13 protein-coding genes are annotated in these 11,765 nt (G+C 60.3%); 8 read left to right on the forward strand and 5 right to left on the reverse strand.

Annotation, left to right across the window (positions count from 1 at the left end):
- Window positions 1-4: 4 nt before the first annotated feature.
- The 3 genes from AC1RNN_RS05230 to smpB all read right to left on the reverse strand — a co-directional run bounded on the left by AC1RNN_RS05230 (window position 5) and on the right by smpB (window position 1,532).
- On the reverse strand, window positions 5-544 hold the full coding sequence (locus AC1RNN_RS05230) for a sigma-70 family RNA polymerase sigma factor (RefSeq protein ID WP_493088029.1): 540 nt from the start codon (window positions 542-544) through the stop codon (window positions 5-7).
- A gap of 8 nt (window positions 545-552) precedes the next feature.
- The gene (locus AC1RNN_RS05235; protein ID WP_493088027.1) at window positions 553-966 is read right to left on the reverse strand and encodes a COG4315 family predicted lipoprotein; all 414 of its coding nucleotides are present in this window, start codon (window positions 964-966) and stop codon (window positions 553-555) included.
- Between the two features lie 92 nt (window positions 967-1,058).
- Window positions 1,059-1,532, reverse strand: coding sequence for an SsrA-binding protein SmpB (gene smpB, locus AC1RNN_RS05240; protein ID WP_493088026.1), 474 nt, complete (start codon window positions 1,530-1,532; stop codon window positions 1,059-1,061).
- 83 nt (window positions 1,533-1,615) lie between these two features.
- Between smpB and AC1RNN_RS05245 the strand changes: the two genes are divergently transcribed.
- Complete coding sequence (locus tag AC1RNN_RS05245; protein ID WP_493088024.1) at window positions 1,616-2,059, forward strand: type II toxin-antitoxin system RatA family toxin; 444 nt, start codon at window positions 1,616-1,618, stop codon at window positions 2,057-2,059.
- Complete coding sequence (locus AC1RNN_RS05250) at window positions 2,049-2,396, forward strand: RnfH family protein (protein WP_493137338.1); 348 nt, start codon at window positions 2,049-2,051, stop codon at window positions 2,394-2,396. Before AC1RNN_RS05245 ends, AC1RNN_RS05250 begins: the two co-directional genes overlap by 11 nt.
- Before the next feature lie 6 nt (window positions 2,397-2,402).
- Here the strand turns inward: AC1RNN_RS05250 and AC1RNN_RS05255 are convergent, their stop codons facing one another.
- On the reverse strand, window positions 2,403-2,921 hold the full coding sequence (locus AC1RNN_RS05255; RefSeq protein ID WP_493088020.1) for a DUF4124 domain-containing protein: 519 nt from the start codon (window positions 2,919-2,921) through the stop codon (window positions 2,403-2,405).
- 73 nt (window positions 2,922-2,994) lie between these two features.
- Here AC1RNN_RS05255 and guaB point away from each other — a divergent pair, with 73 nt between their 5' ends.
- From guaB to AC1RNN_RS05280, 5 genes are all read left to right on the forward strand, one after another.
- Entirely contained in the window at window positions 2,995-4,464 is a 1,470-nt protein-coding gene (guaB, locus tag AC1RNN_RS05260; RefSeq protein WP_493088018.1) for an IMP dehydrogenase, read from the forward strand.
- A gap of 65 nt (window positions 4,465-4,529) precedes the next feature.
- A complete protein-coding gene (gene guaA / locus AC1RNN_RS05265) occupies window positions 4,530-6,149 on the forward strand; it encodes a glutamine-hydrolyzing GMP synthase (RefSeq protein WP_493088017.1) in 1,620 nt (539 codons plus the stop codon).
- A gap of 114 nt (window positions 6,150-6,263) precedes the next feature.
- Entirely contained in the window at window positions 6,264-8,045 is a 1,782-nt protein-coding gene (locus AC1RNN_RS05270) for a putative bifunctional diguanylate cyclase/phosphodiesterase (protein WP_493088015.1), read from the forward strand.
- Window positions 8,046-8,107: 62 nt separating this feature from the next.
- Window positions 8,108-9,217, forward strand: coding sequence for a tRNA adenosine(34) deaminase TadA (gene tadA / locus AC1RNN_RS05275; protein WP_493137363.1), 1,110 nt, complete (start codon window positions 8,108-8,110; stop codon window positions 9,215-9,217).
- Window positions 9,214-10,173, forward strand: coding sequence for an LD-carboxypeptidase (locus AC1RNN_RS05280; RefSeq protein ID WP_493088012.1), 960 nt, complete (start codon window positions 9,214-9,216; stop codon window positions 10,171-10,173). The genes tadA and AC1RNN_RS05280 overlap by 4 nt, the downstream gene beginning before the upstream one ends.
- On the opposite strand, the gene AC1RNN_RS05285 is transcribed toward AC1RNN_RS05280, so the two are convergent.
- Window positions 10,170-10,481, reverse strand: a complete 312-nt coding sequence (locus tag AC1RNN_RS05285; RefSeq protein ID WP_493088010.1) for a hypothetical protein — start codon at window positions 10,479-10,481, stop codon at window positions 10,170-10,172. The two genes, AC1RNN_RS05280 and AC1RNN_RS05285, sit on opposite strands and share 4 nt — an antisense overlap.
- A 330-nt stretch (window positions 10,482-10,811) precedes the next feature.
- Between AC1RNN_RS05285 and AC1RNN_RS05290 the strand changes: the two genes are divergently transcribed.
- Complete coding sequence (locus AC1RNN_RS05290; protein WP_493088009.1) at window positions 10,812-11,729, forward strand: adenylate/guanylate cyclase domain-containing protein; 918 nt, start codon at window positions 10,812-10,814, stop codon at window positions 11,727-11,729.
- Window positions 11,730-11,765: the final 36 nt, after the last annotated feature.

An 11,765-nucleotide genomic window follows, 5' to 3' on the forward strand; every position in this document is an offset into this window, starting at 1 on the left:
TCCATCAGCGAACGGTGCGCAAGCTCACCACGTCAGCACCCGTATGGGCGGCGACTGGTGCTTGGGCGGGCGCATCCAGCAGCGCCTGCAGCCGGGCCCGGCCCCGCGACAAGCGAGACATCACTGTGCCTACCGGCGTGCCGGTAATGCGCGCCACCGTGGCGTAGTCCAGATCTTCCAGTGCGACCAGCAGCAGTACGCTGCGTTGCTCTTCGGGCAGTTGCATCAGGCAGCGCTGTAGGTCCACGGCGACATCGACACCCGCGTGCGGTGCAGCCACACTGTGCAGCGCGTCCTCCGAGTCAACCAGCGGCGCGGCCTGCTGCTGGCGCAGTACGCGGCGCGTGTCGTTGGCGTGGATGTTGTGCATCAGCGTGAACAGCCAGGCCCGCAGGTCGGTACCCACCAGCCAGAGCCGCCATTTGGAGCAGGCCCGCTCCAGCGTGTCCTGCACCAGATCGTCCGCCGCCCATGCATTTCCAGTCAGTGCACGCGCATAGCGGCGCAGACCAGGGATGTGCACGACCAGGGCGGAGCGGTCCACGGGACGTTTTAGTAGGCGGAGCCGGCGGCGGGGGCGGGCATGGGTGTAGGCATCTTCACCACGTGCCATACGTTCATGAAGCCGTCACCGGTGGTGTCTCCGGCTTTGCTGTCCTTGACCCAGAAGTACAGCGGCTTGCCCTGGTAAGCCCATTGTTTCTTGCCGTCGTCGCGGGTCACGATGGAGTAGTTTCCGCTGGCCTTGTCCGCGTCGGCAGCCATCAGCGGCGGCCAGTTAGTGGCGCAAGGGCCGTTGCAGACGGACTTGCCGCTGCCAGCGGTGTCCTTGTCAAAGGTATAGAGCGTCATGCCGTTGGCACCGGTCAGCAGACCGTTGCTGACTTTGACGGCGGCTGGGTCGGCCATGGTGGCGCAGGCGCCCAGCAGGGTGGTGGCAAGGGTGAGTGCAGCAATGAGTTTCATGGGGTGCTCCGGTAAAAGGGTTGGGCAAACGGTTGCTTGCTTCCCGGATAAACACCTGCGGGGCCGGGTTTATTCCCTACCCCTGAAAAAAATTAGCGGTTGCGGTCTTTCATGGCGCGTTCCACCTCGCGTTTGCCTTCCCGGTCCTTGATGGTGTCGCGCTTGTCGTGCTCGGCCTTGCCCTTGGCCAGCGCAATATCACACTTCACCTTGCCAGCCTTCCAGTGCAGGTTGATAGGCACCAGGGTATATCCTTTTTGCTCAACCTTGCCAATCAGCCGCTTGATTTCCTCTTTGTGCATCAGCAACTTTTTGGTGCGCACGTTGTCCGGGTTCACATGGCTGGAGGCGGTGTGCAGTGGGTTGATCTGCAGGCCGATGATGAAAAGCTCGCCGTTGCGGATGACCACGTAACCATCGGTCAGCTGGACCTTGCCCTCGCGCAGGGACTTCACCTCCCAGCCTTCCAGCACCAGGCCAGCCTCGAAACGTTCCTCGAAGAAATAATTGAACGCGGCCTTTTTGTTGTCGGCGATGCGGGAAGCGGTTTCAGGTTTTTTGGCCATTGCACTCAGGTGGGGATGACAGACGGGATTGAAAGGGCAGACGCTGTTGGGCTTGTCTACAATCCCGCGCAGACCGCCATTCTATGAAAACTGTTCACAAGTCTGTACTGATCTGGTACAGCCCCAACGAGATGTACCGCCTTGTCACGGACGTGGGCCAGTACCCGCAATTCCTTCCTTGGTGCGACCACGCCAAGGTGCTGGAAGAAAGCCCGGGGGGCATGACGGCCGAGGTCGGCATTTCTTTCGGGGGCGTGCGCCAGACCTTCACCACGCGTAACACCCATGTAACGGACCAGCAAGTGGGCATGGAACTGGTCAACGGCCCGTTTTCCCATCTGGATGGCGCTTGGAACTTCATCAGCCTTGGCGATGGATCGCAGCGTGCCTGCAAGGTCGAACTCACGCTGAACTACGGCTTTGAGAGCGCAACACTAGGTGCTTTGGTAGGGCCGGTGTTTGACAAGATTGCCGCCAGCCTCGTCGATGCTTTCGTCAAACGGGCACAGCAGGTCTATGGCGACTGAGCCTACTTTCGCGGTGACGGTGCTGCTGGCGTGCGGGCCGCGCCAGGTACAGTCTTGCGAGCTGGAAATGGCTCCAGGTAGTACGGCCACCATGGCAGTTAGGCAAAGTGGCTTGCTGCAAGATCTGTCGCAGGAAGCCATCAACGCATTGGCTCTCTCCATCTGGGGGCGGCAGGTGTCGGGTTCGCAGATGCTGCGTACCGGCGACCGGGTGGAGCTGACGCGCCCGCTGACGGTGGACCCCAAGGTGGCGCGGCGTGAGCGCTTTGCCAAGCAGGGGGCCAAGGGAGCAGGGCTGTTTGCCAAGCGCCGTGACGGCGCAAAAGCAGGCTACTGAAGCGGCTTACTTGCAGTCGCTGTTGATGATGTCCTGAATGCGTTGAACTTCTGCGGCACGCGCGGCATCGTCCATGACCTCGCGTTCGCCGTTGGCATTGGTCCGTGACACGCGAACGCCGCTATCGAAAGTCTGCTTGGCCTGTTTGGCGCGCGCGCAGTTTTCAATCTTTGCCTTGGTCACGCGTTCCTCTTCCGCCTTGCGCTTGGCTGCCTCAGCCTCCTCGGCCTGCTTCTTCTTGGCTTCCAGTGTCTTGTCGCCAGCGGGCTTGCTTGCTGCCAAGGTCGGCGCAGGTGCCGCAGGCGCGGCGGCGGGGTCTGCGGCTACGGGTGCGACCGGAGCCGCTGCGGCCCGGGCCGCAGCACCAGCCGGACGCTTGAGGATGTTTTTCTCGGGAATTTCGGCCCCGGGCGCCCGGTCACTGAACACCTTGCGGCCGTCCTTGTCCAGCCACTGCCACTGGGCATAAGCGCCTGCGGCGGAACATGTCAAAACGGCTGCCAGAAGTGCGTGCAAGGGTTTCATGGCGCAAAGTGTAGCGCTTGGGCCGGGCAGGGCCAAATGGACGCGGGTACAATTCGATTTTTGGAGCTTTGACATGCGCCTTCTCGGCAAAGCGCTCACCTTCGACGATGTGTTGTTGGTGCCAGCGTTCTCCCAGGTCCTTCCCAAGGACACCAGCCTCGCCACCCGTTTCTCCCGCAATATCGCACTGAATCTGCCCTTGGTCTCCGCCGCCATGGACACGGTGACAGAAGCCCGATTGGCGATTGCCATTGCCCAAGAAGGCGGCATGGGCATCGTCCACAAAAACCTCACGGCTGCCGAACAGGCCGCCCAGGTCGCCAAGGTCAAGCGCTATGAGTCTGGCCTGCTGCGCGATCCGGTGGTCATCACCCCCGACACCACGGTGCGCCAAGTCATGGCCCTGTCTGACCAGCTCGGCGTTTCCGGCTTCCCCGTGTGCGATGGCGGCAAGGTGGTCGGCATCGTGACTGGCCGCGATCTGCGCTTTGAGACCCGCTACGACCAGACCGTGCGCGAAATCATGACGCCGCGCGAGCGCCTGATCACCGTGCCCGATGGCACCACGCCTGAAGCGGCCAAGGCCCTGCTCAACAAGCACAAACTGGAACGTCTGTTGGTGGTCAATGACGCGTTTGAGCTCAAGGGCTTGATCACCGTCAAGGACATCACCAAGCAACTCAACTTCCCCAATGCCGCTCGTGACGCCACGGGCCGTTTGCGCGTGGGTGCTGCGGTGGGTGTGGGCGAGGGCACTGAAGCCCGCGTCGAGGCCCTGGTGGCTGCCGGTGTGGACGCCATCGTGGTCGACACCGCGCACGGCCACAGCAAAGGCGTGATTGACCGCGTGCGCTGGGTCAAGCAGAACTTCCCGCAGGTTGACGTGGTGGGTGGCAACATCGCCACCGGCGCAGCGGCTTTGGCATTGGTCGAGGCGGGTGCTGACGCCGTCAAGGTCGGTATCGGCCCTGGCTCCATCTGTACCACGCGCATCGTGGCCGGTGTGGGCGTGCCCCAGATCATGGCCGTGGATAGCGTGGCCACTGCGCTCAAGGGCACGGGCGTTCCCCTGATTGCCGATGGCGGCATCCGCTACAGCGGTGACATTGCCAAAGCCATCGCGGCCGGCGCCAGCACCGTGATGATGGGTGGCATGTTTGCCGGTACCGAAGAGGCGCCTGGCGAGGTCATCCTGTACCAGGGCCGCAGCTACAAGAGCTACCGCGGTATGGGCTCCATCGGCGCCATGCAGCAAGGCAGTGCAGACCGCTACTTCCAGGAATCCAGCACCGGCAACCCCAACGCCGACAAGCTGGTGCCGGAAGGCATTGAAGGCCGTGTGCCCTACAAGGGCTCCATGGTCGCCATCGTGTTCCAGATGGCCGGCGGCATCCGCGCCAGCATGGGCTACTGCGGTTGCGGCACGATTGCCGAGATGCAGGACAAGGCCGAGTTTGTGGAAATTACGACTGCTGGCATCCGCGAAAGCCATGTGCACGACGTACAGATCACCAAGGAAGCCCCGAATTACCGGGCCGACTGATATCCGAACCAGGGCCGTCCTCCGCGACGGCCCTTTGCTTTGAACGACCGACTTTTCAAAACACCATGCAGCACCAGAAGATACTCATCCTCGATTTTGGCTCCCAGGTCACCCAGCTCATCGCACGGCGCGTGCGCGAAGCCCATGTCTATTGCGAAGTCCATCCCTGTGACGTGAGTGACGCATGGATCCAGGAGTTTGCGGCCGACGGTCAGCTCAAGGGCATCATCCTCTCGGGCAGCCACGCCAGCGTTTACGAAGACACGACCGACAAGGCGCCTGAATCCGTTTTCACGCTGGGCGTTCCGGTACTGGGCATTTGCTATGGCATGCAGACCATGGCTTGGCAGCTGGGCGGCAAGGTCGAAGGCGGCCACAAGCGCGAGTTTGGCTACGCCGATGTGCGTGCTCATGGTCACACCGCCCTACTCAAGGATATCGCCGACTTCACCACGGCTGAGGGCCACGGCATGCTGCAGGTCTGGATGAGCCATGGCGACAAGGTCACAGAGCTGCCCCCGGGCTTCAAACTCATGGCCAGCACGCCTAGCTGCCCCATTGCCGGCATGGCTGATGAGGAGCGCGGCTTTTACGCCGTGCAGTTCCACCCCGAAGTGACCCACACCAAACAGGGTGCGGCCCTGCTGCAGCGATTTGTGCTGGGTATTTGCGCGACGCGCCCGGACTGGATCATGGGCGACTACATCGCCGAGGCAGTCGAGAAAATTCGCGCCCAGGTGGGTGACGAGGAGGTCATCCTGGGGCTGTCTGGTGGTGTCGACTCCTCCGTGGCGGCCGCACTGATCCACCGAGCCATTGGCGACCAGTTGACTTGCGTGTTTGTGGACCATGGCTTGTTGCGCCTGAATGAAGGCGATATGGTCATGGACATGTTCGTGGGCAAGCTGCACGCCAAGGTGATTCGCGTGGACGCCGAGGCCCAGTTCATGGGACACCTGACCGGTGTGGCTGACCCGGAAGCCAAGCGCAAGATCATCGGGCGCGAGTTTGTAGAGGTTTTCAAGGCGCAAGCCCGCGAATTGACTGCGCAAGGTGCTAGTAAAAAAGGAGCAACCTTCCTGGCCCAAGGCACCATTTACCCCGATGTCATCGAATCGGGCGGTGCCAAGAGCAAGAAGGCTGTCACCATCAAGAGCCACCACAACGTGGGCGGCCTGCCCGAGCAATTGGGCCTGAAACTGCTGGAGCCGCTGCGTGAGCTGTTCAAGGACGAGGTCCGCGAACTCGGCGTGGCCCTGGGCCTGCCCCACGACATGGTCTACCGCCATCCCTTCCCCGGCCCCGGCTTGGGTGTGCGTATTTTGGGTGAGGTGAAGAAGGAATACGCCGACCTGCTGCGCCGCGCTGATGCCATCTTCATCGAAGAGCTGCGCAACTTCCGCGATGAGGCCACGGGTAAGACCTGGTACGAACTGACCAGCCAGGCGTTCACCGTCTTCCTGCCCGTCAAGAGCGTGGGCGTCATGGGCGATGGCCGCACCTACGACTATGTGGTGGCCCTGCGCGCGGTGCAGACCAGTGACTTCATGACGGCCGACTGGGCCGAGTTGCCCTATGCGCTGCTCAAGAAGGTATCCGGCCGCATCATCAACGAAGTGCGTGGCATCAACCGCGTGACCTATGACGTCAGCTCCAAGCCACCTGCCACCATTGAGTGGGAGTGATGCCTGCGGGTTATCCCCATGACGCTGCTATTTCCTACGGATTTGCCCTAAAAAGTGCTATCAGCGCCCAATGGGGCGCTGACTTTTCGTGGGAGCTTGGTGCACAATGGTTCCATGAATACCGAGAATCTGCTGGATCCCCACACAGACTCTGACGCGCTCCATTTTCTGGAGGATGAAGTCGTCAACGGTAATGTCAAGGAACCCGTGTGGCGCCTTCTGGTCGTGGACGACGAGCCGGATGTACACCGGGCGACCACGTTTGCGCTCGCCGGAGTCCGGATTTTGGGGCGTCCGCTGCAGTTTCTGCACGCGTATTCCGCCTCGGAGGCTACCAAGCTGCTCCATGCCGAGCGTGACGTCGCTGTTGTATTGCTCGACGTGGTCATGGAGCGGGAGGACGCTGGTTTGGCCTTGGTCAAGACCATCCGACAACAGCTCAAACTGACGGAGCTGCGCATCATTCTGCGCACTGGTCAGCCCGGTTACGCACCGGAAATCGAGACCATCCACGATTTCGACATCAATGATTACAAGACAAAGTCGGAGCTGACGCGCACCAAGCTGTACGCTACGGTGACGGCGGCCCTTCGTGCCTATGAACAGATTCGCAAGCTCGACGAGCTGGCGTTTTATGACAGGCTGTCCTGCCTTCCCAACCGCAACAAGTTCATTGATCTCAGTGAAGAGCGTTTGCGCACGCAACCTGCAGCAGACGATGTCATCGCCATTCTGGATATCGATGACTTCTCGGAAATCAACGACGCTTTGGGGCACCAGCAAGGGGACCGCCTGCTTCAGTCGGTTGCCGACCGGCTCAAGGCAGAGTTGGGAGATGAAGTCATCCTCGCCCGCATCGGCAGCGATACCTTTGGCCTGATGGGAACCCAGGCGGTGGTCAATCCCCTCCGGGTGTTGGCCATGTTCCGCGAGCCCTTCTTGGTACAGGATGACTCGATGGTGGTCACCGCAACCATGGGGCTGACCAAGCTGCTATCGGATGGTGTGACCGGCCGCGATGCGCTCAAGGATGCCAATATCGCCTTGAAACGGGCCAAGAAGAGCCGGCGCGGCAGCTTTGTGATGTTCTCCAGTGAAATGGGGTCGGACATCCGTGAGCGTGTGCGCTTGCTGCAGAGTTTGCGCAGTGCCGTGGAAAGCGAGCGCCTTTTCATCGTGTACCAGCCCCAGATGAATTTGGGAACCGGCAAGGTCGTTGGGATGGAGGCGCTGATCCGCTGGCGCAATGAGGATGGAAGTTTTGTGCCTCCGGACAGGTTTATCCCATTGGCGGAGGCTTCCGGGATGATTGTGGCTATTGGCGACTGGGTTCTGCGCATGTCCTGCCACGAATTGGTGAGGCTTCAGGCATTGGGTCTGACAGACTTGCGCATGTCGGTCAACGTTTCGCAAATTCAGTTCCGGCACCCCGAGTTTCTCGACAAACTCAACGCCGCCTTGCTGGATACGGGAATCAGCCCCAATTGCCTCGAGCTGGAGATCACGGAGTCGGTTGCCATGGAAGATGCCGACTTCATGCTCGAAACGCTGAACCTGGTCCGTGAGATGGGGATCACGATCGCCATTGACGATTTCGGCACCGGTTACTCTTCGCTCAGCCAATTGCGTCAGTTGCCGATAGACCGCCTGAAAATTGATCGGGCTTTTGTGTCCGAGTTGCAAAAAGACGTATGCGGCGGCCACATCGCATCGATGGTCATTGAGCTGGGGCGCAACCTCAACCTCACGGTGATTGCCGAGGGCATTGAAGAGGAAGCCCAGGCAGAAGCCTTGCGCAAGCTTGGTTGCCATGAAGGGCAGGGCTACCTGTATGCAAAGCCGATGACGCCTCCCTTGCTGAAGGAATGGTTGGCTGCACGTGGCAGCATCACCTGAGACTGCCCACTTGCGATAGGGCGGTCGGCTAGGATAGCCCCATGGACCTAGACTCCCTATTCATGCAGCAAGCCTTGGTGCAAGCCCGTTTGGCCCAAGCCGCAGGCGAGGTTCCCGTCGGCGCCGTGGTGGTCAAAGATGGACAGGTACTTGGTGTGGGGCGCAATGCCCCGATCGGGCAACATGACCCCACTGCCCATGCAGAAGTCATGGCTCTGCGCGCAGCCGCCCTCACTCTGGGTAACTATCGATTGGACGGTTGCACCCTGTATGTGACCCTTGAACCTTGTCCCATGTGTGCAGGTGCCATCTTGCACTCGCGCATACAGCGCGTGGTGTTTGGCGCCCCAGACCCCAAGACCGGTGCAGCTGGTTCTGCAATCAGCCTGTTTTCCAACCAACAGCTCAATCACCAGACGGCGGTAGATGGAGGTATCTTTGCCAAGGAATGTGCCGACATGTTGCGGACTTTCTTTCAGGAGCGCCGCCAAGATCAGGCGCGACAGGCTCAGCCCTTGCGCGATGACGCCTTGCGAACACCGGACTCGGCCTTTGTCGGGGAGTCGTCAGATGCCGATGCACCGCGCTATTTCTGCGATGACGGATACACCTGTGGTTGGCGCATGCACTATGTGGACGTGGACGTGGGCGTTGCGATAGTGGAGCAAACCGTGCTTTTGCTGCATGACTTGCCGGGGTCGAGTGCCGACCTCCGGCCGCTGGTAGGCGCGCTTACTCCGAAGGGCATACGTGTCATCGTACCTGATCTGATTGGTTTCGGACGAAGTGACAAGCCCAAGAAAACTTCGGCCCACGCTTTGGCCATGCATTTGCACAGCCTGCAGGGTTTGGTGAAGCACTTGGCGCCGACCGGTTTGGTGATTGTGGGGGAGGGGGCAGGGGGGGATTTCGCCAGCGTTCTGGCGGGCACCCTGAGCCTTCAGTCTGTACAAGTGTTTGGGATGCGCCCCGCTTTGCCGCGTCAGCCAGACATGCGTCCCTATCCAGACCGTGGCTACCAGGCCGGGCTTCGGGCTGTTGCCGGCTTGATTGCAGAGATTGCGCAAGCCCGGGAGGCCGCTGGCCCCCGCGTGAGCTGGCTGGATGGGCCCACCGAGGACATTGCGGAGCGAATTGGCGCGGACTTTACGCAGCGGATAATGCGGGCGTGAAAAAACATATCTATATCTATTCCCCTTCAGGCGCGGTGCGTGACAAGGCCGCATTCAAGCGTGGTGTCAAACGCCTGCAGACCCTCGGCTTTGAGGTCGAAGTTGACCAGGATGCGCTGGCCAGCCACCAGCGCTTTGCCGGTGACGATGACGTGCGTCTGGCGGCTATTCACCGTGCAGCCGCCAGTGGCGCCGATATCGCCATGATCTCCCGCGGAGGCTATGGGCTCACCCGTATCCTGGGACGAATCCGCTACGCAAGCATCGCCAAGGCGGTCCAGCGGGGTACCCAGTTTGTGGGCATCAGCGATTTCACCGCCTTTCAACTGGCAGTGCTTGCCAAAACTGGCGCTACCACGTGGGCCGGGCCAGCCCTTTGCGAAGGCTTCGGCGTGGGAGGTGAGCCCGACTTGGTGCCTGATGACATCATGGAAGATTGCTTTCTCGACATGGCGAGCGGCCGCGGGGAGGGCACGGGATGGCGCCAGAGTACAGCCTGGACTGCGTCCAAACCCCTTGTCATTCACCATGCCCCCATCTGGGGCGGAAACCTCAGTGTGCTGGTGTCGTTGCTGGGCACACCCTATTTCCCGGCCACCCAAGGCGGGATTTTGTTTCTGGAAGATGTGGGCGAACATCCCTACCAAATTGAGCGCATGCTCACGCAGCTGTTACATGCGGGCGTGCTGGCCCAGCAGAAAGCGGTTGTTTTGGGACAGTTCAACGGATTCACCCTGACTGCGCATGACAAGGGCTTCAAGCTTGCAAGCGTTGTTGCTTGGCTGCAATCCCAGCTGAAAGTACCGGTACTGACCAATCTGCCCTATGGGCACGTACAGACCAAAGTCCTGCTACCGGTGGGCAAGCACGCAGATCTGGTCGCCGAGGGCAAGGATGTGATGATGGTTTGGGGCCATGACCATGCACACGGGCACGATCATTCCCACAGCCGTTAGCGCCCGAGAGGGCTTCGGCGTGCAGTGAGTCCGCTGGGCAGCAGTCCCTTGAACATGGTGCTGACCTCAGCCAGCTGTTCCCGGGCGACGGCCTCACCGTGCGTAGCGGCAACTGCGGCCATGACATCGCCGCGCAGATACCAGAGATCCTGTACGTCATCAGCGTAGGTGACGCGCAGCTGCACCACCGGGTACGCTTGCGCGCCGTTATCCCCCATCATGCGCAGCATGGTCTGGCGAATGTCATTCAGAGTGGAGGCTCCCGGACGGGCTTTTGTTACAGCACTGCCTTTGAGCAGGTTGTTCATGAGGTTTGAAGGTGTCCAACGCATAGCTTTATTTGTTCTTACACGACTCGCGATGGACAATAAGCAAACCTGGTGCCAAGGGCAATAGGGGCAGATACCAACACTGTCGCAAGTTCAACACGGTGCATAGCCTAGCCTCCTTGTCTGACAACTGTGTGAAATATCCGCTGTGCCCAAACCAGTTTACAAATGAATGGCACTTTTCAAGGCCTGATAAGCGGTGGAAAACCGGTGCATCTCTTTTCGCGCAAGGAAGCTATATCCCGTACGCCTTTTTAGTCCCGCAATGCCCTAAACTCGGGCACTGCATAAGAACTGGATCAATTGGGAATGGGTGTTCAAGCGACCGTTGTATTCACCGACCTGCATGGCAGCACGGCGGTGTTTGAGGCATTGGGAAATGCCCGCGCAACGGAGTCGGTCACCCAAATTACCACCTGGATCACCCAGCAATGTGAAGCCCATGGCGGGCGATTGGTCAAGACTCTTGGCGACGGGGTCATGGTAGTTTTCAACCAAGCAGTGGATGCGGTCGCCGCAGTCGTGGATATCCAGCGTCAGCATCTCAAGACAACCCTGCGGCAGCCCTCTGATGTTCGGTTGCCCATCCGCATCGGGCTGGCCTCTGGCGAAGTAGAGATGGTGGCTGAGGACTGCTACGGTGACGCCGTTAACGTGGCATCCCGTCTCTGCGATTTGTGTGGCCCTCACCAAATCTGGGCGAGCGCCAACGCCCTGGAAAAAGTCCCGGAGATGCGCGGCAGCAGTTTTCGCATGCTTGGCCCCATCCATATCCGGGGACGTGCAGAACCCTGCAATGTCTACCAGATTGAATGGCGGGAGGAAGAGCCTTCGGACTTCCTGACCATGCAGGCACAGCTAAGCCCGGAAGAGTTGCTGGGCCGTGGTGATGCGCTGGGCCGGGAGGTCGTGCTCCAGTGGATGGATGTCGTCAAGAGCTTCAAGTCATTTGAGCTTCCCATTCACATCGGGCGGGTCAAGGACATGGAGTTTGTCGTGAATGATCCCCGGGTTTCGCGGACCCACGCGCGCCTGGAATGGCGCAACGGATGCGTAATGTTGGTGGACGTCAGCAGCTATGGCAGCTGGGTGCGTTTCTCGGAGTCCGGTGGTGCCGACATTCTTTTGCGACGCGAAGAGTGCGTTCTTCATGGCAAAGGGGAGTTGGCGCTGGGCGCATCCTTTGCCGATATCAGTGTTCCAACCGTGGCGTTTACTGTGCGATGAGCGAGGTTATTTTTTAAGGCTCAATTACTTTACATA

This window comes from Rhodoferax sp. GW822-FHT02D07 (assembly GCF_058802405.1).